Raw genomic sequence first — 25,104 nt, 5'->3', positions numbered from 1 at the left:
TTCATATGGCTGGTGTTTATTACGCTGAGGTCCCACCTGTTCCCATTCCGAACACAGTAGTTAAGCTCAGCAGTGCCGATGATACTTGGCGGGAAGCTGCCTGGGAAAATAGGTCTTTGCCAGCTCTAAAAGATCCATTCATAATATGAATGGATCTTTTTTTATTAGTTTTTTATATGAAAATTTGTTACAAATGACAGGCAAATATTGGGACGTCGACGTTGCATAATTCGGAATTTCGTGATAAAATGATTTTTAGCACCACAATATATGGTGTGATGTTGTAAAATGACACAATATTGTGTAAAAGGACGTTGAAGTATGAAGATTGGAAAGAATGCGCTGACTGTTTTGGAAAAGCGGTATTTGATGAAAGATCAAACCGGAAAAAACATTGAAACGGTGGATCAGATGTTTATGCGGGTAGCCAACGCAATTGCGCAGGCAGACCTGATACACGACCCGAATGCGGATACTGCCGCTGTCGCAAAGCAGTTTTACGACATGATGACCAATCTTGAATTTTTGCCGAATTCCCCTACGCTGATGAATGCGGGAAAAGAGCTCGGGCAGCTTTCTGCCTGCTTTGTCCTGCCGGTCGGCGACTCTATGGAAGAAATTTTCGAAGCGATCAAGCAGGCCGCGCTGATCCATAAATCCGGCGGCGGTACAGGATTTTCTTTTTCCCGGCTGCGTGCAAGCGGTTCTACCGTCCGTACAACGGGCGGTGTCGCCAGCGGACCGGTCAGCTTCATGCGGGTGTTCAATATGGCAACGGAGGCAGTGAAACAGGGCGGAACCCGCCGCGGCGCGAATATGGGGATCCTGCGTATCGACCATCCGGATATCCTGCAATTCATCGACTGCAAAAAAGACAACGCGGATATCACTAATTTTAACATTTCGGTCGGCATCACCGAAGAATTTATGCATGCGGTGCAGCATAATAACCGTTATAAGCTGATTGACCCGAAAAGTAAAACCGCTGTCGGCGAACTTGACGCCCGTGAGGTATTTACTAAAATCGTCGAGAGCGCGTGGCGGAACGGGGAACCTGGAATCATCTTTCTTGACCGGCTGAACCGCGATAATGTCGTCCCAAAACAGGGTGAGATTGAAAGCACCAACCCCTGCGGGGAACAGCCCCTGCTTCCTTACGAATCCTGCAATCTTGGCTCGATCAATCTTGTGAACATGCTTACGGAAAAGGACGGAAGCATGGAGCTTGATTATGCGAAATTGAAAGATACCGTGCAGAAGGCAGCCCATTTTCTTGATAATGTCATCGACGTCAACAAATATCCGCTGCCGGAAATTGATTTTACCACCAAGCAGACCCGCAAAATCGGGCTGGGAGTCATGGGTTGGGCAGATATGCTGGGGCTGATGGGAATTCCCTATGATTCCGACGAAGCGGTCGAGCTCGCGGGCCGGGTAATGAAGTACATTACGGAGGCCGGACGTGCGAAATCTGTCGAACTGGCGAAGGAACGCGGCGCGTTCCCGCTGTTTGAAGAAAGTGTGTTTGCGGGCGGCCCGCCGCTTCGCAACGCGACCATTACAACCATTGCACCAACAGGCACGCTATCGATCATCGCGGGCTGTTCCTCCGGCGTAGAACCAGTATTCGCCTATGTGTTCATCCGCAATGTCATGGACGGCACCGAAATGATCGAGGTCAGCCCGACGCTGAAAAAGGTGCTGATCGACCGCGGGCTTTACAGTGACGACTTGATGAAGCGCATTGCGCAGGAAGGCACACTCACGCATATCATGGAGCTGCCCGAAGACATCCGCCGGATATTTGTCTGTGCGCACGATGTCAGCCCACTTTACCATGTCAAGATGCAGGCGGCGTTCCAGAAATATACCGACAATGCGGTTTCCAAGACTGTCAACTTCTCCCATGACGCGACGGTAGAGGATGTGCAGGAGGTCTATATGCTGGCCTACCAGCTTGACTGCAAGGGCGTTACCATCTACCGCGACGGCAGCCGCGCGGAGCAGGTGCTCAATATAGGCTCGGTGAAAAAGGAAGGCGCCTCCGCGGAAAGCGCCCCTGACTACGGAAGCATCAAACCCCGTCCACGTCCGGATGTCACCTGCGGGATTACCGAGCGCATGAAAATCGGGTGCGGCAACCTTTACGTTACCGTGAATTATGACGAAAACGGCATCTGTGAAGTATTTACCTCCACCGGAAAGGCGGGGGGATGCCCCTCCCAGTCGGAAGCAACCGCGCGTCTGGTATCCATCGCGCTTCGTTCCGGAGTCAGCAAGGACGAGCTCCTTGAACAGCTTCGCGGCATCCGCTGCCCCTCCACCATCCGGCACACGGGAATGAAATGCACCTCCTGCCCGGACGCCATTGCGAGGGTGATTAAAAAGACTTCGGATATGATTGAAGCGCAGAAAGCGCCGGTGCGGCCCGCCGAAACAAAAGCGGCCCATCATCAGGAAGAAGAAACCGAGAAGCTGCCCGATAAATTCTGCCCGGAATGCGGGAGCCCGATGGAACACGAGGGCGGCTGTGTCAGCTGCCGTTCCTGCGGCTACTCTAAATGCAACTAAAACCGGTTAAAATGAAAAAGCCCCGCGCATGGCGGGGCTTTTTGCTGTACCGGCTTGCGCGAAACGGCAAAACATGATAGGCTGAATGTCTACGAAAGTGTATTGCTGGGCATACTGCCCGATGTGCCGTGCGGCAGGGGAGGGGAGCATAGTGGGAAAACTGGAACGGCTGTTCATGGAAGAAGGGATTGACCAGTGGGGGATCTGCGCGTTTGCGGATGTCCTGCCGCTGCTCCCGGTGCGTGCGAAAAGCCGGATCCCGGACAGCGCCGCCAGCGTAATTGTACTGCTGTTCGGATATTATGTTGGAGAATATACCGAACGGAATATATCTCGCTATGCGATTGTGGACGATTATCATGTTGTAATTCGGAATAAGCTGGATAATCTGGCGGAAAAGCTCAGAAATCTGTATAAAGACGAACAATTTATACAATTTATTGATAGTTCCCCTGTCGCCGAAGTGCGGGCGGCCTGCCTTGCAGGGCTTGGCGAAATCGGAATGAACGGACAGCTGCTGAATCCGGTTTACGGCAGCTACTGCTTTATCGGGGAACTTGTGACAACGCTTTCCCTGCCGAAAGCCGAAAAGTTTTCCACGGGACTATGCACTCATTGTGGAAAATGTGTCGCCGTCTGCCCGACCGGGGCGCTGCGGACGGACGGGTTCCAAAAGGAACTTTGCCGTTCCCACATTACGCAGAAGAAAGGCACGCTGACCCCATGGGAGGAAGAACAGATTCAAAAAGGCGGGTTTGTCTGGGGCTGTGATCGCTGTACAGATGCCTGCCCGGTCAACCGCCATGCCCATCGCTCGGCCGTGAAGGAATTCTACCGGGATATCCAGCCGATGGTCGGGCAGGATAATGTTGGAAAACTCTGCGACTCGAAAGCGTATGGATGGCGCGGGAAAAATGTGCTGCTGCGGAATCTGGATATCATTTCCCGCAAAAAAGTGCTATAATATCGAAAAGGCGGGCGGTTACGCCGCCGATTTTTCTGACAGACAGGGCAAGGAGCGATTGATTTGGAAATTCTGACACCCGATAAATATGGCGAATATGAACTATTTGTGCTCAGCCATCCGCAGGGCTGTTTTACCCAGAGCGTCAACTGGCAGAAGGTGAAAAACAACTGGGGCTTTGAGGCTGTTGTATCGCGCGACCAGAACGGGAAAATTGTGGGCGGCATTTCCGTCCTGATCCAGCCGGTTCCGCTGGTCGGCACCGCTTTTTTATACGCGCCGCGCGGCCCGGTCTGCGATCTGCATGACATGGCAGTGCTTGCCGACCTCAAGCTGGGTGTGGATGAACTGGCGAAAAAATATAACGCCCACACGTTTAAAATGGACCCTGATGTGCTGATGTCCGATACCGATTTCATCAAAATTGCGGACAGCATGGGATTTACGCAGAGCTATGGCCCCGACGGCTTCGAGGGGATTCAGGCGCGGTTCAACTACCGGCTGTATTTAAACGGCAGGGGCGAAGAGGAGCTGCTTGCCAACCTGACGCAGGGAACGCGGCGCAAGGTGCGCATCGCGATGCGCAGCGGCGTGGAGGTGCGCCCGGTTGGCCCCGAATATTTAGGTGAATTCGAGCGGATTATGAAAACCACCGGTGAACGCGATGGCTTTAATACTCGTCCGAAGGAATATTTTGAGCGGATGCTGGAAGCGCTTGGCGAGCATGTCCGGCTTTACATGGGATTTTATGGGAGCCAGCCGGTCTGCGGCGCGATTACCACCAACTATGCAGGCAAGGTCTGCTATGTCTACGGCGCTTCGGACAACGTTCACCGCGATGTCATGCCGAACTATCTCATGCAGTGGGAAATGATCCGCTGGGCAGTGGAGACAAAGGCGGATGTCTACGATTTTCAGGGCATCTCCGGAAATCTGGAAGAGGGCAGCCACATGTACGGGCTGTACCAGTTCAAGCGCGGCTTTAACGGTCAGATTGACGAGCTTGCGGGCGAATTCGACTATGTATACCAGCCGATGAAAGCCAAGATGGTGAAACGGGCGATATCCCTGAACGGGAGATTAAGCGGCATTAAAAAGAAACTGAGACGGAGCTGAATGAATGACAGACAGCAAGACCCCCCTGCGCGATGCGGTGCGCACGTATATAGAAAGAGACGCCGCAAGGTTTCACATGCCGGGCCATAAAGGAATCGGGGAGCAGGAATTTGCCGGACTGCTGCCCTATGACATCACGGAGGTGGAGGGCGCGGACAGCCTGTTCCATGCGCGGGGGCCCCTGCTTCGGCTGGAGGAGGCATTTGCCGATGCCTATGGCGCAAAGCGTACCCTGCTTTCCGCCGGCGGCGCGACCCTCTGCATCCAGACGATGCTGGCGCTTACCTGCGGCACCGGAAGAAAATTAATTGCGGGACGCAATCTCCACCGCAGCGCGATCAACGCAATGGCGCTGCTCGGGCTTGACCCGGTATGGATTTATCCGGACGGAAGCGCAGGCGAGTGGTATCAGGGGCGCTATACGGCCAGTGCGGTGCGTGCCGCGCTGCTGGAACATTCCGATGCCTCTGCGGTCTATCTCACTTCGCCCGATTATTTCGGCGTGATGAGCGATCTTCCGGCCATAGCTGAAATCTGCCGTGCGTTCGACGTTCCCCTGCTGGTGGACAACGCCCACGGCGCGCATTTGAAATTTCTGCCGGAGCGGTACGATTCGCCGCATCCGATCGACTGCGGCGCGGCCATGTGCGCGGACAGCCTGCACAAGACCATGCCCGCCATGACCGGGGCGGCGCTGCTGCATATCGGTGACAGCCGCTATGCGGAGGACGCGAAACGCCTGATGTCGATGTTCGGTTCGACCAGCCCGAGTTATCCCATTCTGCTTTCCTGCGAGACGGCCCTGCAATATGCGCTGAGCGGCGCAAAGGCCGGATTTTCCCATACCGCCCGCCGATTGGAAGAACTGTCGGCGGCGGCAAGGACAAAAGGGTTTGCCCTGCCGGAAGGCATGCACGACCCCGCCAAGCTGACGCTGGGGTTCGCGGCGGCGGGCTGGGACGGCGGTTCGTTTGGGACGTACCTGCGCGGACACGGCATCGAGCCGGAATATATCAGCGGGACGGCCTGTGTGCTGATGGCGAACGGCCGGAACCGCGAAGAGGATTATCAGCGGCTGGCGGAGGCCATTACGGCGTTTGAACCAAAGGAGCGGTCTGCTCCGCAGACGGTCCTTCTGCCTCGGCCCGTAAAGGCGGCAGAGGTGCGCGAAGCCGCGTTTTCCACACAATTCACCGTCGATGTGGAAAACTCCGTCGGGAAAATTGCGGCGGGGGAAGTTTCGCCCTGTCCACCGGGAATTCCGGTGGTTATGCCCGGCGAGCGCATCGACGAGGAGACCGCCGCCGCGCTCAAAACGTACGGAATCGGGGAAGTCAGCGTCATGGCGTAAACAGAAATTCCGCATCGACAGAGAATCCAACAAAAAACTATGGAATTTTTCCGCCCGATGTGGTAAAATGGGCTTAACGAAAAGCATAGGGAGGGCTGCTTATGAAACTCATCTTTGCAATCGTGTCAAATGACGACAGTTCCAAGGTTTCCAAAGAACTGACCAAATCCAAATTTTCCGTCACAAAACTGGCGACTACCGGCGGCTTCCTGATGGCGGGCAATACGACATTTATCATCGGAACCGATGATGACAAGGTGGAAGAAGTCATTGACATCATCGGAAAATATTCAAAAAAACGTACCCAGATGGTTCCGTCGTCGGCGTCTTACGGGGTCGGGATGTATACCTCCTTCCCCGTGGAGGTGCAGGTGGGGGGCGCAACCGTCTTTGTAATGAATGTGGAACGGTTTGAAAAGCTTTAATGATTCAGTTCGACTATAACCGAAGAGTCACCGGTACGCTCGCCAACCTCAGCGCTGGCGGGCGTTTGCCGCATGCGATCCTGCTGGAGGGGCCTGCCGGTATCGGTAAAAAGACCGCCGCCGGCCTGATTGCGCAGATTTCGCTGTGCGAAGGGGAGCCGAAGCCCTGCGGTGTCTGCCCCCACTGCGTCAAGGTGGAAAAGCGGATTCATCCGGACGTGCGTTTTTATACGGTGCCGGACGGGAAAAAGGAGTTTCCGATTGAACTGGTGCGCCAGCTCAGACAGGACGCCTATGTGCTGCCGAACGAAGGCTGCTGCAAGGTTTATATCCTCGACCGTGCCCACACAATGAACGCCGCGGCGCAGAACGCGCTGCTGAAACTGATTGAGGAGCCGCCTGAAAACGTGCGGTTCGTCCTGCTGTGTGAAAACCGGTCGCGCATGCTCCCCACCATCCTTTCGAGGGTGGTTTCCATGGAACTGGAACTGCCGTCTGCGGAGCAGTGCGCAGAAGCGCTCGCGCGGCTCGCGCCGGAGCATTCCGAAACTGAACGGGAAGCGGCGGCCGCCGGAGCGGGCGGAAATATCGGACAGGCACTTGACCTGCTCGGCACGGCAAAACCCTCCCGGGCGGCGGCGGATACCCGGAGGCTGCAGGAAACGCTGCTGTTTGGTGACCGTTATCAGGCGCTGAAAGTGCTGGCGGCCTACGATAAGGACAGGGAGGGGCTGCGGCAGCTTTTTACCCTGCTTCGTGAAGCGTTTGCAAAGCTTTCCGCGGCGCATTACAGCCATAGCGGGGCGGACCCGCGCCTGCTCAACCGTATCACCGCCACGCAGGCGCTGCAGGTTTCGGACATCGTCGCGCAGGCCGCGCTGCGCGCAGAGCGCAATGTCAGCATCCCGCTGCTCTGCGGATGCATGGTTGAGGAAGTCAAGGGGATACTTACCTAATAAAAAATCCCGTCGCGGGAAACACAAACCAAGGGAGGAACAAGATGGCTGAAATCATAGGAGTCCGATTCAAAAGCGTGGGCAAAGTGTATTACTTTGATCCTGATTCCCTGCAGGTGGAAAAGGGGGCAAAGGTCATCGTGGAAACCACCCGCGGGGTGGAATGCGGCGAGGTCGCCATGGCAAACCGGCAGGTGGAGGATGAAAGCATTGTTAAGCCTCTGAAAAAAGTGATGCGCATCGCCACGGCCGAAGACCTGAAAAAGGTGGAGGAAAACGCGGCGCGCGAAAAGCAGGCAATTGCCATCTGCAATGAAAAGATCGCGAAACACAAGCTGAGTATGAAACTGGTGGATGTGGAATTCACCTTTGACAATAATAAAATCCTGTTCTATTTCACCGCCGACGGGCGGGTCGATTTCCGCGAGCTGGTCAAGGATCTGGCTTCGGTTTTCCGCACCCGCATCGAGCTGCGCCAGATCGGCGTACGTGACGAGGCAAAAATGCTGGGCGGGCTTGGTATCTGCGGACGTCCGTTCTGCTGCTCCACGTTTTTGGGCGAGTTTCAGCCGGTCTCCATCAAAATGGCGAAAGAGCAGGGACTGTCCCTCAATCCCACCAAAATTTCCGGCACCTGCGGCAGGCTGATGTGCTGCCTCAAATATGAGCAGGAAGCCTATGAGGACCTGCTCCGCACCACACCGAGACAGGGCTCGTTTGTGCGCACCAAAGACGGCCGGGGAACGGTGGTCGAAGTCAATCTTCTCACGGGAATGCTGAAAGTGGCTCCCGAAAAAGATCAGGCGGCCGCGAAGTATTATAACAAGTCGGAAGTCAAGGTCCTTCGCGAAACCCAAAATTATGAAGAACCGGCCGGGATGGACGCGGAGAACGAATAGCGCGGGCGAACGTCGGCAAAGCAAATTTATCTTGTATTTTTTTGTCACATATGGTATCATAACCGCAAGCGGCTATGATACCATTTCCTGTTTTATACTGCTTTTTTTACTTTGCATATGATATGCAGCTGACTGCATATGATATAGCCTGGCCGCCTGATAACGGCTGGGTAAATACATATAATACGGAGGTGTTCCCTATGGCATATGTCATTCATGACGACTGCATCTCTTGCGGAAACTGCAAGGATACCTGTCCAGTCGGCGCCATTTCTGAAGGCGACGGCAAATATGAGATCGATCCTGCGGTTTGCATCGAATGCGGCGCCTGCGCTGCCGATTGCCCCGTTGAGACCATTAAGCCGGAATAAGTTTCTGACCGAATGGAAAAAACCTGAAGCCTTCGCTGTGCAGCGGGGGCTTTCTCTTTGTATCCGGCGTGGAATGCTGTATCATTTTTATCGGAAGGAGCGCCCGCATGTTTGATTATACCTTTGAGCCGCTGGGAGAGCGGCTGAAAATCTGCGTGACGCCCGATCATAAATTCGGAACCGACGCGTTTCTGCTTTCCGATTTTGCCGCGCCCCGCAGGCGTGATATTGCCTGCGACCTTGGGACAGGCTGCGGGATTATCCCGGTGCTGTGGTTCCGCAGTGAGGAGACCGCGCCGAAGATCGCCTATGCGGTAGAACTCCAGCAGAAGGCGGCCGACCAGCTTGCCATTACGCTTCGGGAAGGCGGGATTCCCGAAGGACGGCTGGTGTCTGTGCATGCCGATCTGCGGGAGCTGCGCGGACGGCTGCCCGCTGGGTCCGCAGATGTGGTAACCTGCAATCCGCCCTATAAAACAGCGGGTACCGGCATCATGAGCGAGACCGACGCGGACCGGATCGCGCGCCATGAAACCATGTGTTCCATTGAAGATGTCTGCGCCGCCGCCCGTTATCTTCTGAAATTCGGGGGAAAGCTTTGTATCTGCCAACGCCCCGAACGGCTGGCGGATGTGATTGCCGCAATGAGGCATGAAAAACTGGAACCAAAACGGCTCCGGTTTGTCCAGCAGAAACCGGACACGCCGCCCTGGCTGTTTCTGCTGGAGGGCAGGCGGGGAGGAAAGCCGTTTTTGCAGGTGGACGCGCCGCTCATCATCGAGGGAGAAGGCGGATTTTCGCCGGAACTGCTGCGGATTTACCAGAAAGAACACAATCTGTAAGGAGAACGCCATGGGAAAGTTATTTGTCGTCGGCACGCCGATCGGGAATCTCGGCGACCTGTCGCCCCGCGCGGTGCGCGCGCTGGAGGACTGCGATTTTATTGCCGCGGAGGATACGCGGGTATCGCTCAAGCTGCTCAACCATTTCGGCATCAAAAAACCGCTGGTCAGCTATTATGAGCATAACCTGCGCGAGCGCGGGGAACAGATTGTGGCGCGTATGGAGGCGGGAGAAACCTGCGCGGTGATCACCGACGCGGGAATGCCCTGCATTTCCGATCCGGGGGAAGATCTCGTGCGGCTCTGCGCCGAGCGCGGCGTAGCGGTGGAAGTCGTGCCGGGGCCGAGCGCGGCGATCTCCGCGCTGGCGGTTTCCGGGCTTTCCACAAGCCGGTTCGCGTTTGAGGGGTTCCTGAGCGTCAAGCGGAACAGCCGGTTGGAGCATCTGGAACAGGTAAAGAACGACACCCGTACCCTGATCTTTTATGAGGCGCCCCATAAGCTGCTTTCCACGCTGCAGGATCTGCTGACCGTATTCGGAGACCGGCGGATTTCCCTCGCGCGGGAACTGACCAAGATTCATGAAGAGGTGCGCCGCACCACGCTTTCCGAGGCGGTGGGGTGGTATACGGAGAACACTCCCAAGGGGGAATTTGTGCTGGTGATAGAAGGCGCCGCCCCCGCGGAGGAAACACCGCCGACGCTTGAGGAAGCGGTGGAAATGGTAAAATCGCTGGCACAGGGGGGCATGTCCCTGTCTGATGCCGCAAAGGATGTAGCGCGCCAGACCGGATATAAAAAAGGGCAGCTCTATAAGGCTGCCCTGTGAAACTATGTATTGCCTGAAACGGCAACTTAAAGCAGGAGATAGCCCAGTGCCATCAAAAGCGAATTGTCGGCTTTTTCATTATAAAGCAGATAGATCAGCCCTAAAATCAGCAGAGATTCGCTGTCAAGATTAAGATTGCTCAGCAGCCCATGGGACTGGTTATCGTTCGTGGGTGCGGAAGCAGCGGATACCTCCGGAGGGGGAGACGATGTCTGATCGACCGGGACGATTCTCGATTCCGCTTCGATTACCGGCTGATCGTAATGTTCGCCGATTGCCGGCCTGGACTCGTATTCATAATACGCCATATTTTGAGCGCGTGCCTGCATTTCATGGACACGGCTGACCGCTTCCTGCTGCATACGCATAATGTCTTCTTCCGTATAGGTCTTGGTGCTGTTCCACCGCATCATCGTCTGCCACCTCCAAACAGATTGCCAAGGTTGCCAAGGTTGCCAAGGCCGCCGAGATTGCCGAGGCTGCTGAGCAGGCCGCTGTCACGCAGTGCGGGCCAGGCCTTCAAAAGCTGCATGATGCGCACCGCGTCGTCAATGCGGCTTGCGCGGGCGGCAGAAAAATGCGGCTTCAATGTACGCAGCAGCTCTACGTTTTTGTCGCTTTGGTTGAATGTGGAAAGAACTTGTGCGACCTTTGAAATTGCCCCCAGATTCACCTGTGAATTTCCGGAGGAAGACGCGTCGCCTCCCGTGCCTGCATTTCCTCCGCTTTGAAAATTCTGGAGAATGGAGGCAATGGCGGCGGCATCAATACCGCCATTGCCGTTCGAATTACCTGGGCTTCCGCTGCCACCTGCGGGAGCGGTATTCTGCTGCGAAGGGGGAGACGGGGCACCCCCTCCCGGGTTCAGGCCCAGTGATTCCGCAACGGAGCGAAGCTGGGCCATTTTGTCCGGATCGTTCAAAATTGCACTCAGCGTCGAGTTTAAATCATCCATCGTAATCCCTCCATTCCCCCACGTTTATTTGCCGCCCATCAGGTTTTTCAGCAGAGTCTGCATATTTGGGTTTTCTATCAGCTGCTGGACAGCAGCCGGGTTGTTCACCAGATTTTTAAACTGTGCCTGCTGATTGGCGTTAAGATTTTTCAGAACGCTGTCCATCTGGCCGCTCTCCATCTGCTGCTTGAGCTTTTGCGGGTCGGTCCCCATCTTCCTGCCTGCCAGCCTGATCAGGGCGTCCAGCTGATTCTGAGAGAAATTAAAATTGTTGTTCAAGTTTGTCACCGCCTGTTTTCATTCACTCCATTGTATGATATATTATTAGCAGATATTCTCTATTGTGTGACAGCGGAGCTGTCGAATCTAAGCCGAAAGGTTTCGAACTCTATGCGGATTATTGTAACATCGGATACCCACAGGGATTTTTACGCGCTGCATACGCTGGTGGAAAAATACCGCAACACGGCGGCCCTTTTTATCCATCTGGGCGACGGTGCCGTCGAGCTGGAACAGGTGGAAAACATCTATCCGGAATGCAAATTCCTCAGCGCGCGCGGCAACTGCGATTTTGGTACCAACGCGTCTTTGGCCGGCTGCTTTTCCTGCGGGATTGCGAAGATATTTTATACACATGGTCATATGTACAATGTAAAATACGAACTGGATGACCTTTACCGTGCCGGCGCAGAGGTTCAGGCGAACGTAATTCTGTTCGGGCACACCCATATCCCGCTTATGGACTACCGGAACGGTGTCCATATCTTGAACCCCGGCAGCCTCGGGATGCCGCGGGGAACCAAACCCAGCTACGGTGTAATTGATATTACAGATCGTGATATTGTATGCTTTATCAATGAATTGGATTTGACATAATTTTAAAGCAGGCAAGTGAAGAAAATTCCATCTGCCGTAAAAAAGGAATCTGACACAAAACGGGAGGCATCCGCGCAAACGGATACCTCCCGAATCATATTTGTCAAACCCAATTGCCGCGCATGCCGGACAGCTAATTGTCCGCCCTGTTGGCCTCAAGCCCTATTTTCCGGGACAGTTCATGCGCAACCTTGTTATCGCAGATGACCAGAACTTTGTCGCCGCTGAGAATTTGGGCATTGCCTCGCGGGATAATCAATTTGCCGTCGCGGGTTATTGAAACGATAATGGATTCCTCCGGCAGCTGCAGTTCGGAAAGGCGCACGCCGTCGAGCTTATATTGCTGGGGAATCAGCAGTTCACACAGGGAGGTTTCCCCTCGGTTGAGCGACATCAGCTGCTTGATGGAGGTACTGTCGACTTCACGTTCCAACAGCCGCGCGATATTGTCGGTGGAAGAAACGGGAATGTCGACGCCAAGCTGCTTCATCACAGCGGCATTCTTCGGGTTGTTGATGCGCGCCACCGTGCGCCGTACATGGAACAGCTGCTTTGCAAGCTGACAGGCCACGAGGTTATCCTGGTCGCGCCCGGTGACTGCAATCAGTGCGTCCGCGTCATGCGTCTCGGCACTTTCCAGCACATCGATGGTGCTGCCGTCTCCGCAGATGACCGGTACATCAAGGTCGTTCGCGGCACGGGCGCAGGTGTTTCGTTCTTTTTCAATCAGATGGGGCTTGTGACCGTGCTCCAAAAGGGTCTTTGTCAGGTAATAGCCGACTTTTCCGCCGCCCACTACAATCACTTTCATGAATCGGTCTCCTCCTTTGCTAGTCGATTACCTTCGCCATCAGCAGGCGGTCTTCCGGCCCGACCGGCTCTTTCAGCCCCGGATGGGCCAGTTTCAGGTTGCCGTCCCGATGGAGCACCCCAAACAGAACCGATTTTGAGGAGTTGTCCGAAATCAGCTTTGATACAGGCGTGCCGATCTGTTTCGGGGAAGGCTTTACCGTTTCGAACGAAACGGTGGCCGAGTCAAGATACAGACTTTTCACCTGGTCGCGCCCCGTGAGCATGGAGTAGATCGCATCCACAGACAGGTTGGTGGGGCAGACGGTATGCAGGCCAAACTGCGAAAAGACGTTGCTGCGCTGCGGGTCATAAATACGGGCAAGCACGCGAGGGATTTTGTAGACCTCGCTTGCGATCTGGCAGACCATAACGTTCATGTTGTCGTCGGTCGTCACGGCGGCCAAAGCGTCGCAGCCCGCGATGCCCGCGCGCTTGAGCACGTCCTGGTCAATCGGGACACCGGAGACGGTATAGCCGGTAAAGTCATCCGCCAGATTGGAAAACTGTGCCGCGTCGGAATCGACCACAGAAACATCATGCCCCATTTTGGAAAGCACGCTGCTGAGCCGGGAACCAACTTTGCCGCAACCAACTACCAGAATATTCATAAGACGGCCCCATTTCTTGAAAGATACAACTATAGTATACACGGTTTTTGGCCTGCGAGTAAAGAAAAACAGGCATTTTTCGCAGATTTCCGGCGGATTTTATTGACGAAACCGGAATCTATGCTATACTGGAAAACGTGACAAATCAAACAAATATTTTTTGTAAGTTCAGATAAATGGAGGAGCTATGATTACAGTATCCAATGTCAGCCTGATGTTTGGAGGCGTCAAGCTGTTTGCAGGCGCCGACCTCAAATTCACCCCCGGGAACTGTTATGGCGTTATCGGCGCCAACGGGGCGGGGAAGTCCACCTTTCTGCGGATTCTTTCGGGTGAACTGGACCCGACCACGGGGGAAGTCGCCATCCCCAAAGAGTGCCGCATGTCGGTGCTCAAGCAGGACCAGTTCCAGTATGACGAATACCGTGTGCTCGACACGGTCATGCTGGGAAATCCCCGGCTTTTTGAGGTGATGAAGGAAAAGGACGCGCTTTACGAAAAGCCGGACTTTTCCGACGAGGATGGCGCGCGCGCGGCGGAGTTGGAAGGCGAGTTCGCCGAAATGAACGGCTGGGACGCGGAAACCGATGCCGCCCGCCTGCTGCAGGGCCTCGGACTTGCGCCGGAGCAGAACGAACTGCTGATGAGCGACCTGAAAGGCGGCGAAAAGGTGAAGGTCCTGCTGGCGCAGGCACTGTTCGGCCAGCCGGATATCCTGCTGCTCGATGAGCCGACGAATAACCTTGACATGAAATCCATCGACTGGCTGGAAGACTTCCTGCTTGATTTCCCCGGCACAGTCATCGTGGTCTCCCATGACCGCCACTTCCTGAATACCATCTGCACCCATATTGTCGATATCGATTTCAACCAGGTGCGCATGTATGTGGGCAACTATGATTTCTGGTATGAATCGAGCAAGGTGATGCAGCAGATCATGAAAGACCAGACGCGCAAGCGCGAGGACCAGATCAAGGATCTGCAGGCGTTTATTGCGCGCTTTTCGGCGAATAAGTCCAAATCGAAGCAGGCAACCAGCCGCAGAAAGCTACTGGACAAGCTGACGGTCGATGAGATGCCCGCATCTTCCCGCCGTTACCCGTGGGTAGGCTTTAAGCCTGACCGCGAGGTGGGCAAGGATATTCTGGAGGTTACCGACTTAACAAAAACCATCGACGGCGTCAAGGTGCTCGATCATGTGTCGTTCCGCGTGAACAAGAATGATAAGATTGCCTTTGTCGGAGAGAATGAGCAGGCGCAGACCGCGCTGTTCCGGATTTTGGCGGGGGAACTGGAGCCGGACGAGGGCAGCCTCAAGTGGGGCATGACCACCTCGCAGAGCTATTTTCCCAAGGACAACAGCGCCTATTTTAATAATAACGACCTGACGATGATTCAATGGTTTGCCCAATATTCCCCGGACGACACCGAAACCTTTATGCGCGGTTTTCTCGGGCGGATGCTGTTCTCCGGCGATGACGTCTATAAGTCGGTGAAGGTCCTCAGCGGCGGCGAGAAGGTGCGCTGCATGCTGTCCCGCATGATGCTGTCGGGCGCGAATGTGCTGCTGCTCGACCAGCCGACCAACCATCTGGATTTGGAGTCCATCACGGCGGTGAATAACGGCCTGATCGATTTCCCGGGGAACGTGCTGTTCTCCTCGCAGGACCACCAGTTCATCCAGACGATTGCAAACCGCATCATCGAGATCAGGATGGACGGCACGATTCTGGACAAAGCCGTCGAATACGACGATTTCCTCGAGTGGAAAAAATCGCTGAACCTGTAAATCAAACAAGGCCCGCCATTCGGCGGGCCTTGTTGCTGCAAACGGAGCTTACAGCAGTTTCCCCTTAGCAGGGGGGGAGCTATTCTTCCTTGCCATTCACTTCAATTTTACCGTGAATGGTTTCAAATTCAGAAACACGTTTTTTGATGTATTGCTCGATCTCCTTGTTTGCAGAACGACCTTCAGATTCCGCGATATAACGAAATTTCTGAAAAAATACCCGATCCACACGCAGAGTATATCTCAATAGTTTATCTTCCATAAATCCTCCTGTAATTCACTATATTGATGTCATTATGGTTTAATTATAATGAATTTATTGCGTCATGACCAAAATGGTGGTAAAATAGTGAAGTAGTGGCGAATATATTATTTGGAGGTAAATCTATGCCTGACTATAAAGAGATGTATTTTAAGATGTTCCGAGCTTCGGAGAAGGCGCTTAACATTATCATTCATGCACAGCGGGAATGCGAGGAGCTTTATAGTGCAAATCCATCCCCGGAAATGAAGGTCGTTTCATTCTTGGCAGAAAACAACGAAAGTACTGATAAGAATAAATTTTGAATACTTCGTTTAGACACAAAAAAGTTTGAGCAATAGGCTTTATGCCTCTTGCTCAAACTTTTTTGTGTTATTCCATTTAATAGCGGACCCATTTGCTGCAAGTAGCACTTACAACAGTTTTTCCAGTCTGGTGCGGATTTCCTTGATGAAATCTCCGGTATTGACCACCTTAGGGGTGCTGCCCTCCCAAAGGCCGGCCAAATCCTTGGTCATGGTTCCCTCGTTGATCGTCTGCAGGGAGGCCTGCTCCAGCTTGTCCGCGAAAGCGGCAAGCGCTGTGTTGCCGTCCAGTTCGCCGCGGCGGCGCAGCGCGCCCGACCACGCGAAGATGGTTGCCATCGCGTTGGTGGAGGTTTCTTCCCCTTTCAGATGCTTATAATAATGGCGGGTAACGGTACCGTGGGCCGCTTCATATTCATAGCAGCCGTCGGGGCTGACCAGCACACTGGTCATCATCGCGAGCGAACCGAACGCGGTGGAAACCATGTCGCTCATCACGTCGCCGTCATAGTTCTTGCAGGCCCAGATAAAGCCGCCCTCGCTGCGGACAACACGCGCGACCGCGTCGTCGATCAGCGTATAGAAATATTCAATGCCCGCGGCCTCGAATTTGGCGCGGTAGCTTTCCTCAAAGATTTCCGCGAACAGATCCTTGAAGGTGTGATCATATTTTTTGGAGATCGTGTCCTTGGTGGCAAACCACAGATCCTGTTTGGTGTCCAGCGCGTACTGGAAACAGGCGTTCGCAAAGGAGCGGATGGAACTGTCTTTATTGTACTGTCCCTGCAAAACGCCGGGGCATTCAAAGTCGTAAATGGTTTCGCGGAAGGTTTCCCGGCCGTCCTCAGCGGTAAATACCAGCTCCGCCCGGCCTTTTTCCGGTACACGGTATTCGGTTCCCTTGTAAATGTCTCCGTAGGCATGGCGGGCAATGGTAATCGGTTTGGTCCAGTTGCGCACCACCGGCTTGATGTTGTCCACGAGAATGGGAGCGCGGAACACCGTACCGTCCAGAACAGCGCGGATAGTGCCGTTGGGGCTTTTCCACATTTCGTGCAGGTTGTATTCGCCCATACGCTGCTGGTTCGGGGTGATGGTGGCGCATTTTACGCCGACGCCGTATTTTTTGATGGCAATCGCAGCGTCATAGGTGACCTGATCGGCTGTTTTGTCCCGCTCGGGCAGTCCGAGGTCGTAATATTCGCAGTAGAGCTCCACAAACGGGGAGAGCAGGTCGTCCTTGATCATCTGCCAGATGATGCGTGTCATTTCGTCGCCGTCCATTTCCACCAGGGGCGTGGTCATTTTAATTTTTTCCATGCGGTTTTCTTCCTTCCTGTTTATCTGATGAAGCCGCGCTTCTTATCGATGTGATGCGGTAAAGCGTATGCCAAACTTTATTATAACAAGACACAGCCCGCTTGTAAACTGTTTTTCAGGCGTCCTGCCCGCTGCGGGGAAGATGCAGCAACAAGTTTTCCACCCAGCCCTTCTGATATCTCAGGGAAATATAACCGATTACCGACATGGTGAGCGCGCCGAGCGTGTCTACGATCAAATCCTTCATCGTGTCGCCGAGTGCCGCGCGCCCGGTCAGGAGGATCCCGTTTTCCAGCGCGTATTTTTGCATATTGGTACGCAGCACCGCGTCCGCTAAAAACTCATAGATTTCCCAGAAGACACCCAGCGTTACCGCGAAGCAGAACGCAAAGGTGACGACAAACAGGGGGCTGAGGTTTACGGGGACCCGGTCGGTGTTGTTGAGAAAGTTAATGAAAGAGAAACCAAGGGCGCCGAGCATGGCGCCGCTGAAGGTGTGGAGGACGGTGTCCCAGTGGGGGACATGGTAGTAAAACGAACGCACTTCGCCCAGATAGATGGCGCAGTAAAGGAACAGCGCATAAAAAATCATCATATTGGAGGGGATTTCCAGACGTGCGCGCCGTTTGAGCAGGGGAGGCAGCGCCATTGCGAACAGACCGAGGGAGCATTGCAGCAGCATCAGCACATATTCGCTCTTGGTGCGGCGGTAAGGCTGATTGGGAATGGGCTGGGACGGCGCTTTTGCCATGACGGCAATAATATAGATTACCGAAACAATCAGGGAAAACAGCACAAAATAACTGATGCCCCTCTGCCATCTGACCTTGGTCACCAGTTTCATATGCCTCGCCCCCAAACCTGTTTTTATTAGTATAACACAGCCTGAAACGGAAGAAAAGCCGCGAATTGCCGAAAAAAGGAAGCATGCCGTGAAAGCGTTGAAAAACCGCGCGGGGCGGCGCTCACAGCAGAGCGCCGTTTTCCCGCGCGGTTTGCGCGTACCAGTGTGCGGAATCTTTGGGAATCCGCTGTCCGGTCGGATAATCGATGTAAACCAGCCCCATCCGTTCGTCATAGCCGCTGTGCCACTCAAAATTGTCGGTGAAGCTCCAGTGGAAGTAGCCGAACACCGGAACTTCATCCTCCGCCGCCTTTCGCAGCGACAGCAGATACCGGTGCAGAAAGTCGACACGGTCGGGGTCGTGGACGCGACCGTCCAGAAAAATCCGGTCGTTGCAGGACTGCCCGTTTTCGGTGATATAAAGCGGCAGCCCGTACCGGTCATAGAGAAACCGGCTTCCGTAGTGCATGATTTCCGGGGTTACCGGCCATTTCAGCGCGGTGCGCGGAAAGCCCGGATTTTTTGGGACGGCGTTTCCCGCTTCGTCTACCGGAGTTCCGTTGTAGACATTGACGCCCAAAAAGTCAAGCGGCTGCCGGATAACAGTCCATGCCGCGGATGGCAGCCGCTCGGCAAAGTTTCGCAGCATAGCGGGCGCGTCCGGCGGATAGTACCCCAGAACCGCCGCGTCAAGGAACCAGCTGTGGGTGAACAGCCAGTCGTTTTCCGCCATGGCAAACGAAGCGCGGTATGCTGCGGTACGCGCCGCAGCCGTGTCCTGCACAGGATAGCAGAGCCTCCCGGTAGAGGCAACGCCGATTTGCAGCGGCGCCGCGCTGTTTTCCCGCAGGGCGCGTGCCGCAAGCCCGCCGGCGACTAAAGCGTTGCGCGCGCAGGACAATAAGGCACGTGTATTCAATCTGAGCCCCGGCGCGTGGATCCCCTCGCCGTAGCCGAGGCTGAGGAAGCACTGCGGTTCGTTGAGCGTGATATAATGGCACACCCTGCCGTCAAAATGCCTTGCGATCAGCGCGGCATATCCTGCAAACGCTTCCGCCGTCCGGCTGTTCTGCCAGCCGCCCTCCCGTTCAAGACTTTCGGGGAGGTCCCAGTGATAAAGCGTGACAAACGGGGTGATTTTGTTTTCCAGCAGCAGATCAACCAGCTTATCATAATAAGCAAGCCCCTTTTGATTCACATATCCGCGCCCTTCCGGAAAAATGCGCGGCCAGCTGATGGAAAAACGGTACGCGGTAAGCCCCAGTTCCCGCAGGAGAGCGACGTCCTCCTCCATCCGGCGGTATCCGTCGCAGGCAGTGTCGCCGGTTTCCCCGCGGGCGATATGCCCGGGTATGTGGCAGAAGGTGTCCCAGATGCTGGGGCCTTTCCCGTCGGCATCCCAGCTGCCCTCCGTCTGATAAGCGGAGCTTGCCGCGCCCCAGAGAAATCCCTCGCGAAACCCCATGCAATCTGTCCCCCTTAAACAGTGACCTCTATTTCACGGACGGATTTGCCGGGCGCAGGGGGAATCAGGTGCCCTTCCACCGGCTGTCCGTCCGCCCGGATCGAGAACCCGCCGGTGCGCTTTACACTGACGCGGTATTCCGTGCCGCGGAACAGCCTTACCGCGCGGTAGCCCGGCAGGAAAGCGGGCAGGCAGGGCCAGAGTTCGAGCCCGTCAAAACCGGGGCGTATGCCGAGGATGTACTGGCTCACGTTCACAAACGTCCACGCGGCGGTGCCGGTGAGCCAGCTGTTTTTTGCTTCCCCGAAACGCGTCGATTCCATTCCGGCAATCATCTGGCTGTAAACATACGGCTCGGTGCGGTGGATATCGCTGAGCTCCTCCAGATAAGCGGGGCAGGTGCGCCGGTAAATCTCAAACGCTTCCTCCGGATCTCCCGCAACGGTTTCGGCAATGCTGACCCAGGGGTTGTTATGGCAGAAGATTCCGCCGTTTTCCTTGAATCCGGGCGGATAGCTGCTGATTTCGCCCAGCTCCTTGTGATAGGAGGTATAGCAGGGCGTAAGCAGACAGGTGCCGAATTTCGTGGTAAGCTGTTTTTTGACGCTTTCCAGCGCGGTTTTGGCATAGCCTTCTTTTAGCCCGATGCCCGCGAGAACACAGAATCCCTGCGGCTCAATGTATATTTGCCCTTCCTCGCATTCCCGGCTGCCCACTTTGCCGCCGAACGCGTCATACGCGCGCAGGAACCATTCCCCGTCCCAGCCGCTTCGCAGAACGACCTGTTCCATCTCATTTGCGGCGCTCAGGGCCTTTTCGGTTTCTTCCGCGTTGCCCCAGCGACGGCAGATTTCGGCGTATTCGCGCCCGTATTTAACAAACATGGCCGCAATAAATACACTTTCCGCTTTTCCGCTCTCAAAATTGGCGCAGGTCTGGAAACTTTCGCCCGGTTCATCGGAAAAACAGTTCAGGTTGAGGCAGTCGTTCCAGTCGGCCCGCCCGATGAGCGGGAGCCCGTGGGGGCCCAGATGAGTCAGGATATAACGGAAACTGCGCCGCAGGTGCTCAAACAGCGACTGCGTATGATTGGGGTTGCTGTCAAACGGCACCTGCTCGCGCAAAATTGAGCTGTCGCCGGTTTCGCGCAGATAGGCGGCGGCGCAGGCAATCAGCCAGAGCGGGTCGTCGTTGAAGCCGGTCCCCGCGTCGGCGTTTCCCCGGCGGGTCAGCGGCTGGTACTGGTGCCAGGTGCTGCCGTCCTCGAATTGGATGGAGGCGATATCCAGAATCCGCTGGCGTGCGCGGTCGGGAACCAGGTGGACAAAGCCCAGCAGGTCCTGGCAGCTGTCGCGGAATCCCATCCCGCGCCCCGTCCCGCTCTCGAAATAGCTGGCACTGCGGCTGAGGTTGAAGGTTACCATGCACTGGTACTGGTTCCAGATGTTCACCATCCGGTCGAGCCGCTCGTCCCCGCTTTCTATCTGAAACCGCCCTAGGAGGCTGTCCCAGTAGTCTTTGAGTGCGTCCAGAGCGGCCCGCACCTGTTCTTCTGTGGAAAAGCGGGAAATCATAGCGCGGGCAGGCGCTTTATTGATGACGCCCCGTTGTTCCCATTTATCCTCTTCCGGGTTTTCACAGTAGCCCAGCACGAACAGGAAGGTTCTGGATTCGCCGGGCGCGAGGGTCAGTTCAAGAGAGTGGCTGGCAATCGGCGACCATCCGCTGGCAACGCTGTTCCTGCTTTTCCCTTCGATAACGGCGGCGGGGGCGTCCCATCCGCCGAACCGGCCCAGGAACGCCTCGCGGTCGGTGTCGAACCCCGAGACCGGGGCATTGACGCTGAAAAACGCATAGTGATTGCGCCGTTCGCGGTATTCGGTTTTATGATAAAGGACGGAGCCGTCGATTTCCACTTCCCCGGTATTATAGTTGCGCTGGAAGTTCTGCGCGTCGTCCGGGGCGTTCCAGAGACACCACTCAACGGCGCTGAACAGCTGAATGTTTTTCGGCGAGCCGGTGCGGTTATGCAGCGTCAGCCTGTTGATTTCACAGGCCTCGCCCAGCGGGACAAAGCAGGTGAGCGAAGCGGCGAGCCCGTTTTTTTCGCCTTCCAGTACGGTATAGCCAAGCCCGTGGCGGCACTGATAGCGGTCCAGGGGGGTGCGGCAGGGGAGAAAGCCAGGGCTCCAGATTTCGCCGCCTTCACGTATGTAATACCGGCGCCCGCCGTCGTCGGGCCCTGCGTTATTATAACGGTAGCGGGTGATGCGCCGCAGTTTTGCGTCGCGGAAAAAGCTGTATCCGCCGCCGGTGTTCGAAATCAGGCTGAAAAATCCGTCGTTGCCCAGATAGTTGATCCATGGAAGCGGTGTGGCGGGGGTATCAATGCGATATTCCCGCGTTTTGTCGTCAAAAGCCCCGTATTTCATAATAGGTGGCCTCCATTCTGCCGCGGGCCTGGACCGGCGGCGGGTTTCAGATAAAAACCAGTAAAATTTGGGATTCAGAAAACGATTAAGTTAACGCTTTTACTTTACAATATTTCCATAAAAAATGCAATAGGGTAAATAAATTCCTTTATAGAAGGAGTTTATGAAAAGATATTGTCTTGCAAAATTAAAATTCAATGGAAATAAAAAAATGCGAAAAATTCGAAAATTTGGCGAAAGATACATCGAAAACATGCTTAAATAGATAGAAAGGACAAACATGACTTGTAAAAGCTTCACATAATTAGTGCTATTAAACTAAAAATTCATAATAGCACTTGACTTTGTTGTGCAAATAAATTACACTTTAATTACGAAAACGATTAAGTTACATTTTTGCCTCCACAATGTAAAAATGTTATGATGAGTCCAGAAAACGATTACTTTATGCGGAGGGAAAAAATATGGTATCCATCAAAGATATTGCGGCTCGCTGCAACGTGTCCGCGGCTACGGTCAGCAAATCGCTTAACGGTCACCGGGACATCAGTCAGGAAACCCGGATGCGCGTCTGCCAGACGGCCCACCAGATGGGCTATCTTCCCAATTCTGCGGCGCGCGCGCTCAAGACCAACCGGACCTACAACATCGGTGTGCTGTTTGTTGACAAAACCCACAGCGGCCTGAGGCACGAATATTTTTCCACCGTGCTGGACAGTGTCAAAGTGGAGGCGGAGCGGCTGGGATATGATATCACTTTTATCAGCCAGAATATCGGCCAGCGTCCAATGAGCTATTACGAGCATTGCCGCTACCGCGGCTGTGACGGCGTGGTGACCGCAAGCATTGACTTCAAGGACCCCGGCTTTTTGGAACTGGTGGAAAGCGATATCCCGGTGGTTACCATTGATCACGTTTTCAATAACCGTACGGCGATCCTTTCCGATAACATCAAGGGCGTCCGCGACCTCGTGCTTTACATTCACCAGTGCGGCCACCGCAAAATTGCGCTGATCCACGGAGAAAATACCTCTGTTACGCAAAAGCGCATGGCCAGCTTTTACAGGACCTGCGAGGAATTGGAAATCGACGTTCCCGAAGCCTACGTCCGGCAGGCGTTTTACCATGATCCCCGGTCAAGCGGGCGCGCGACGCGGGAGCTGCTGGCGCTGGCCGACCGCCCCACCTGCATCATGTACCCCGACGACTTTTCCTTTATCGGCGGTATGAACGAGATCGAAAAAGCAGGTCTGCATATTCCGGACGACATCAGCGTAACCGGCTATGACGGCATTTACCTTTCCCAGGTGCTGCGCCCGCGGCTGACTACCCTCCGTCAGGATACCGACGGGCTTGGCAGGGAAGCGGTCGAGCGGCTGGTCGAGATGATCGAGCATCCGAAGACGGCACTTCCGCGGCAGGTACTGGTAGAGGGGGAACTTCTCGAGGGCGGCTCTGTGAAAAAACTATGATTCTGTGCCCAATATCGGCAGCCCGATTCCCGATACAACAAGCTGATTTGCAGAATGAAAAAGGAGGAAAATTCATGCGTACCTTACAAAAAGTAATTTCCTGCGGCCTTGCCTTGCTGATAACGGCGTCTGTTTCCGCCTGCGGCGGCTCCAAACCCGCTCAGCCGGAATCACAGGCGGCTCCCGATGCCTCCGCGGCATCTTCCGAGGCGCCCGCTGGAGCGGGAAGCTCCGAGAAAGTCCTGCGCATCTATTGCTGGAACACCGAGTTCCAGGACAGGTTCAACGCTTATTTCAAGGATAAGCTGCCTGCGGATGTCAGCGTTGACTGGGTAATTACCCCCAGCGACGATAACGCCTACCAGAACAAGCTGGACACCGACCTGAAAAACCAGGCTTCCACTGCGGACAAAATTGATATTTTCCTGATTGAGGCAGACTATGCCCTCAAATACGTCAATTCCGATTACACGCTGGATGTCAGGGGGGATATCGGGCTTACCGACGATGACCTGAAGGACCAGTACAAATATACACAGGAGATTGCGACCGATGGTAACGGCAAACTGAAAGCGGTCACCTGGCAGGCAACCCCCGGTTTGCTGGCCTACCGCCGTTCGATTGCCAAGGATGTCCTCGGCACCGATGATCCCGTTGAAGTCCAGAAACAGGTCAGCGACTGGGATAAATTCAATGCCGTCGCAGTGAAAATGCACGACAAAGGCTACAAGATGCTCTCCGGTTACGAGGACTCCTACCGAACCTTTTCCAACAACGTCTCCGCGCCGTGGGTTGACGAAACCGACACCATCCGCATCGACCCGAACATCATGAAATGGGTGGAGCAGACCAAGGAATATACCGAAAAAGGCTACAACAACAAAACCAAGCTCTGGGCGCCTGAATGGAATGCCGACCAGGGCCCCGCCGGAAAGGTATTCAGCTTCTTCTATTCCACTTGGGGTATCAATTTCACCCTGCTGGGCAACTCGCTCGATAAACCGCTTGCAGAGGGCGGTGCAAAGGAAGTCGGCAACGGTATTTTTGGCGATTATGCGGTCTGCGAAGGCCCGCAGAACTATTACTGGGGCGGAACCTGGATCTGCGCCGCGGCCGGCACCGATAACGTTGACATTGTGCGCGACCTGATGAAGACCCTGACCTGCGACCCTGTTACCATGAAGAAAATTACCGAGGATACCGAAGATTACACCAATAATCAGACCGCGATGAACGAGATTGCAAACAGCGATTATCAGTCCGCATTCCTGGGCGGGCAGAACCATATCGCCCTGTTTGCGAAAGCCGCTCCCAATATTGACATGAGCAAAATTTCTCCGTATGACCAGGGTCTCAACGAGGCGTTCTACAAATCCTTCGATGATTTCTATGACGGAAGCGTCACTGAGGAAGAAGCACTTGACAACTTCTATACCGCTTCAATTGAAAAATATCCGAATCTGAAAAGACCCGCCTGATTTGCCTTTCCCACCAGAGGCAAACCAGCAGACAGAACGCGGGGCGGGAGCCTCCCGCCCCGCGTTCCTCCTATCTGTAACCGCAGTACGTCATCAAATCTGCCACAGGAAATTCATATCGG

The 25,104-nt window shown here is 54.7% G+C and carries 25 protein-coding genes and 1 rRNA gene; 16 read left to right on the top strand and 10 right to left on the bottom strand.

Annotated elements, in window-relative coordinates:
- The first annotated feature begins 8 nt into the window (after nt 1–8).
- The 11 genes from rrf to rsmI all read left to right on the top strand — a co-directional run bounded on the left by rrf (nt 9) and on the right by rsmI (nt 10,324).
- Nucleotides 9–125 (top strand): 5S ribosomal RNA (gene rrf / locus C1A10_RS00425).
- Nucleotides 126–321: 196 nt separating this feature from the next.
- Complete coding sequence (locus C1A10_RS00420; protein WP_101908339.1) at nt 322–2,571, top strand: vitamin B12-dependent ribonucleotide reductase; 2,250 nt, start codon at nt 322–324, stop codon at nt 2,569–2,571.
- Nucleotides 2,572–2,722: 151 nt separating this feature from the next.
- Complete coding sequence (locus tag C1A10_RS00415; RefSeq protein WP_180950920.1) at nt 2,723–3,535, top strand: epoxyqueuosine reductase; 813 nt, start codon at nt 2,723–2,725, stop codon at nt 3,533–3,535.
- 63 nt (nt 3,536–3,598) lie between these two features.
- Entirely contained in the window at nt 3,599–4,651 is a 1,053-nt protein-coding gene (locus C1A10_RS00410; protein WP_101908337.1) for a lipid II:glycine glycyltransferase FemX, read from the top strand.
- A 4-nt stretch (nt 4,652–4,655) separates the two neighbouring features.
- Entirely contained in the window at nt 4,656–6,002 is a 1,347-nt protein-coding gene (locus C1A10_RS00405; protein ID WP_101908336.1) for an aminotransferase class I/II-fold pyridoxal phosphate-dependent enzyme, read from the top strand.
- A 101-nt stretch (nt 6,003–6,103) separates the two neighbouring features.
- A complete protein-coding gene (locus C1A10_RS00400; RefSeq protein WP_101908335.1) occupies nt 6,104–6,427 on the top strand; it encodes a cyclic-di-AMP receptor in 324 nt (107 codons plus the stop codon).
- Nucleotides 6,427–7,383: a DNA polymerase III subunit gene (locus tag C1A10_RS00395; RefSeq protein WP_101908334.1), complete on the top strand. Its 957-nt coding sequence runs from the start codon at nt 6,427–6,429 to the stop codon at nt 7,381–7,383. The genes C1A10_RS00400 and C1A10_RS00395 overlap by 1 nt, the downstream gene beginning before the upstream one ends.
- Before the next feature lie 44 nt (nt 7,384–7,427).
- Nucleotides 7,428–8,282, top strand: coding sequence for a PSP1 domain-containing protein (locus tag C1A10_RS00390; RefSeq protein WP_101908333.1), 855 nt, complete (start codon nt 7,428–7,430; stop codon nt 8,280–8,282).
- Between the two features lie 200 nt (nt 8,283–8,482).
- Nucleotides 8,483–8,653: a DUF362 domain-containing protein gene (locus C1A10_RS00385; RefSeq protein ID WP_101908346.1), complete on the top strand. Its 171-nt coding sequence runs from the start codon at nt 8,483–8,485 to the stop codon at nt 8,651–8,653.
- A gap of 107 nt (nt 8,654–8,760) precedes the next feature.
- Entirely contained in the window at nt 8,761–9,495 is a 735-nt protein-coding gene (locus C1A10_RS00380; RefSeq protein WP_101908332.1) for a tRNA1(Val) (adenine(37)-N6)-methyltransferase, read from the top strand.
- Nucleotides 9,496–9,505: 10 nt separating this feature from the next.
- The gene (gene rsmI / locus C1A10_RS00375) at nt 9,506–10,324 is read left to right on the top strand and encodes a 16S rRNA (cytidine(1402)-2'-O)-methyltransferase (protein WP_101908331.1); all 819 of its coding nucleotides are present in this window, start codon (nt 9,506–9,508) and stop codon (nt 10,322–10,324) included.
- A 26-nt stretch (nt 10,325–10,350) separates the two neighbouring features.
- Here the strand turns inward: rsmI and C1A10_RS00370 are convergent, their stop codons facing one another.
- Genes C1A10_RS00370 through C1A10_RS00360 form a run of 3 tightly spaced genes read right to left on the bottom strand, consistent with a single transcriptional unit; the run spans nt 10,351 to nt 11,558 of the window.
- Nucleotides 10,351–10,737: a hypothetical protein gene (locus tag C1A10_RS00370; protein WP_180950919.1), complete on the bottom strand. Its 387-nt coding sequence runs from the start codon at nt 10,735–10,737 to the stop codon at nt 10,351–10,353.
- Nucleotides 10,734–11,279, bottom strand: a complete 546-nt coding sequence (locus C1A10_RS18285) for a hypothetical protein (protein WP_180950918.1) — start codon at nt 11,277–11,279, stop codon at nt 10,734–10,736. The genes C1A10_RS00370 and C1A10_RS18285 overlap by 4 nt, the downstream gene beginning before the upstream one ends.
- A 24-nt stretch (nt 11,280–11,303) precedes the next feature.
- Nucleotides 11,304–11,558, bottom strand: a complete 255-nt coding sequence (locus C1A10_RS00360) for a hypothetical protein (protein ID WP_101908328.1) — start codon at nt 11,556–11,558, stop codon at nt 11,304–11,306.
- 111 nt (nt 11,559–11,669) lie between these two features.
- On the opposite strand from C1A10_RS00360, the gene C1A10_RS00355 reads away from it, so the two are divergent.
- Nucleotides 11,670–12,155, top strand: a complete 486-nt coding sequence (locus C1A10_RS00355) for a metallophosphoesterase family protein (protein ID WP_101908327.1) — start codon at nt 11,670–11,672, stop codon at nt 12,153–12,155.
- A gap of 133 nt (nt 12,156–12,288) precedes the next feature.
- On the opposite strand, the gene C1A10_RS00350 is transcribed toward C1A10_RS00355, so the two are convergent.
- Both C1A10_RS00350 and C1A10_RS00345 read right to left on the bottom strand, forming a co-directional pair.
- A complete protein-coding gene (locus tag C1A10_RS00350) occupies nt 12,289–12,966 on the bottom strand; it encodes a potassium channel family protein (protein ID WP_101908326.1) in 678 nt (225 codons plus the stop codon).
- A gap of 19 nt (nt 12,967–12,985) precedes the next feature.
- Nucleotides 12,986–13,615: a potassium channel family protein gene (locus C1A10_RS00345; protein ID WP_101908325.1), complete on the bottom strand. Its 630-nt coding sequence runs from the start codon at nt 13,613–13,615 to the stop codon at nt 12,986–12,988.
- 187 nt (nt 13,616–13,802) lie between these two features.
- On the opposite strand from C1A10_RS00345, the gene C1A10_RS00340 reads away from it, so the two are divergent.
- Nucleotides 13,803–15,404, top strand: a complete 1,602-nt coding sequence (locus C1A10_RS00340; RefSeq protein ID WP_101908324.1) for an ABC-F family ATP-binding cassette domain-containing protein — start codon at nt 13,803–13,805, stop codon at nt 15,402–15,404.
- Between the two features lie 79 nt (nt 15,405–15,483).
- Here the strand turns inward: C1A10_RS00340 and C1A10_RS00335 are convergent, their stop codons facing one another.
- Nucleotides 15,484–15,666 carry a TraY domain-containing protein gene (locus C1A10_RS00335; protein WP_101908323.1) on the bottom strand — a complete coding sequence of 61 codons (183 nt, stop codon included), beginning with the start codon at nt 15,664–15,666 and terminating at the stop codon, nt 15,484–15,486.
- A 125-nt stretch (nt 15,667–15,791) separates the two neighbouring features.
- Between C1A10_RS00335 and C1A10_RS00330 the strand changes: the two genes are divergently transcribed.
- A complete protein-coding gene (locus tag C1A10_RS00330) occupies nt 15,792–15,971 on the top strand; it encodes a hypothetical protein (protein WP_101908322.1) in 180 nt (59 codons plus the stop codon).
- Between the two features lie 108 nt (nt 15,972–16,079).
- On the opposite strand, the gene C1A10_RS00325 is transcribed toward C1A10_RS00330, so the two are convergent.
- From C1A10_RS00325 to C1A10_RS00310, 4 genes are all read right to left on the bottom strand, one after another.
- On the bottom strand, nt 16,080–17,291 hold the full coding sequence (locus tag C1A10_RS00325; RefSeq protein WP_101908321.1) for an NADP-dependent isocitrate dehydrogenase: 1,212 nt from the start codon (nt 17,289–17,291) through the stop codon (nt 16,080–16,082).
- 115 nt (nt 17,292–17,406) lie between these two features.
- Complete coding sequence (locus C1A10_RS00320) at nt 17,407–18,135, bottom strand: DUF2238 domain-containing protein (RefSeq protein WP_180950917.1); 729 nt, start codon at nt 18,133–18,135, stop codon at nt 17,407–17,409.
- A 121-nt stretch (nt 18,136–18,256) separates the two neighbouring features.
- Nucleotides 18,257–19,600, bottom strand: coding sequence for a GH1 family beta-glucosidase (locus C1A10_RS00315; protein ID WP_101908320.1), 1,344 nt, complete (start codon nt 19,598–19,600; stop codon nt 18,257–18,259).
- 14 nt (nt 19,601–19,614) lie between these two features.
- Nucleotides 19,615–22,032 carry a glycoside hydrolase family 94 protein gene (locus C1A10_RS00310; RefSeq protein ID WP_101908319.1) on the bottom strand — a complete coding sequence of 806 codons (2,418 nt, stop codon included), beginning with the start codon at nt 22,030–22,032 and terminating at the stop codon, nt 19,615–19,617.
- 464 nt (nt 22,033–22,496) lie between these two features.
- On the opposite strand from C1A10_RS00310, the gene C1A10_RS00305 reads away from it, so the two are divergent.
- Nucleotides 22,497–23,504 carry a LacI family DNA-binding transcriptional regulator gene (locus C1A10_RS00305; RefSeq protein WP_101908318.1) on the top strand — a complete coding sequence of 336 codons (1,008 nt, stop codon included), beginning with the start codon at nt 22,497–22,499 and terminating at the stop codon, nt 23,502–23,504.
- 74 nt (nt 23,505–23,578) lie between these two features.
- Nucleotides 23,579–24,982: an ABC transporter substrate-binding protein gene (locus C1A10_RS00300; protein ID WP_101908317.1), complete on the top strand. Its 1,404-nt coding sequence runs from the start codon at nt 23,579–23,581 to the stop codon at nt 24,980–24,982.
- Nucleotides 24,983–25,104 lie beyond the last annotated feature (122 nt).

The organism is Marasmitruncus massiliensis, from assembly GCF_900186535.1.
GTDB lineage: Bacteria > Bacillota > Clostridia > Oscillospirales > Ruminococcaceae > Anaerotruncus > Anaerotruncus massiliensis_A.
This window is presented reverse-complemented; position numbering and strand designations above follow the sequence as displayed.

Bases quoted from the DNA above. Each gene is read 5' to 3' on its own strand.
- C1A10_RS00350 (WP_101908326.1), bottom strand. From the start codon at position 12,966: ATGAAAGTGATTGTAGTGGGCGGCGGAAAAGTCGGCTATTACCTGACA.
- C1A10_RS00370 (WP_180950919.1), bottom strand. From the start codon at position 10,737: ATGATGCGGTGGAACAGCACCAAGACCTATACGGAAGAAGACATTATG.
- C1A10_RS18285 (WP_180950918.1), bottom strand. From the start codon at position 11,279: ATGGATGATTTAAACTCGACGCTGAGTGCAATTTTGAACGATCCGGAC.
- C1A10_RS00395 (WP_101908334.1), top strand. From the start codon at position 6,427: ATGATTCAGTTCGACTATAACCGAAGAGTCACCGGTACGCTCGCCAAC.
- C1A10_RS00300 (WP_101908317.1), top strand. From the start codon at position 23,579: ATGCGTACCTTACAAAAAGTAATTTCCTGCGGCCTTGCCTTGCTGATA.
- C1A10_RS00345 (WP_101908325.1), bottom strand. From the start codon at position 13,615: ATGAATATTCTGGTAGTTGGTTGCGGCAAAGTTGGTTCCCGGCTCAGC.
- C1A10_RS00340 (WP_101908324.1), top strand. From the start codon at position 13,803: ATGATTACAGTATCCAATGTCAGCCTGATGTTTGGAGGCGTCAAGCTG.
- C1A10_RS00390 (WP_101908333.1), top strand. From the start codon at position 7,428: ATGGCTGAAATCATAGGAGTCCGATTCAAAAGCGTGGGCAAAGTGTAT.
- C1A10_RS00380 (WP_101908332.1), top strand. From the start codon at position 8,761: ATGTTTGATTATACCTTTGAGCCGCTGGGAGAGCGGCTGAAAATCTGC.
- rsmI (WP_101908331.1), top strand. From the start codon at position 9,506: ATGGGAAAGTTATTTGTCGTCGGCACGCCGATCGGGAATCTCGGCGAC.
- C1A10_RS00400 (WP_101908335.1), top strand. From the start codon at position 6,104: ATGAAACTCATCTTTGCAATCGTGTCAAATGACGACAGTTCCAAGGTT.
- C1A10_RS00420 (WP_101908339.1), top strand. From the start codon at position 322: ATGAAGATTGGAAAGAATGCGCTGACTGTTTTGGAAAAGCGGTATTTG.
- C1A10_RS00335 (WP_101908323.1), bottom strand. From the start codon at position 15,666: ATGGAAGATAAACTATTGAGATATACTCTGCGTGTGGATCGGGTATTT.
- C1A10_RS00305 (WP_101908318.1), top strand. From the start codon at position 22,497: ATGGTATCCATCAAAGATATTGCGGCTCGCTGCAACGTGTCCGCGGCT.
- C1A10_RS00330 (WP_101908322.1), top strand. From the start codon at position 15,792: ATGCCTGACTATAAAGAGATGTATTTTAAGATGTTCCGAGCTTCGGAG.
- C1A10_RS00405 (WP_101908336.1), top strand. From the start codon at position 4,656: ATGACAGACAGCAAGACCCCCCTGCGCGATGCGGTGCGCACGTATATA.
- C1A10_RS00355 (WP_101908327.1), top strand. From the start codon at position 11,670: ATGCGGATTATTGTAACATCGGATACCCACAGGGATTTTTACGCGCTG.
- C1A10_RS00315 (WP_101908320.1), bottom strand. From the start codon at position 19,600: ATGGGGTTTCGCGAGGGATTTCTCTGGGGCGCGGCAAGCTCCGCTTAT.
- C1A10_RS00320 (WP_180950917.1), bottom strand. From the start codon at position 18,135: ATGAAACTGGTGACCAAGGTCAGATGGCAGAGGGGCATCAGTTATTTT.
- C1A10_RS00325 (WP_101908321.1), bottom strand. From the start codon at position 17,291: ATGGAAAAAATTAAAATGACCACGCCCCTGGTGGAAATGGACGGCGAC.
- C1A10_RS00310 (WP_101908319.1), bottom strand. From the start codon at position 22,032: ATGAAATACGGGGCTTTTGACGACAAAACGCGGGAATATCGCATTGAT.
- C1A10_RS00385 (WP_101908346.1), top strand. From the start codon at position 8,483: ATGGCATATGTCATTCATGACGACTGCATCTCTTGCGGAAACTGCAAG.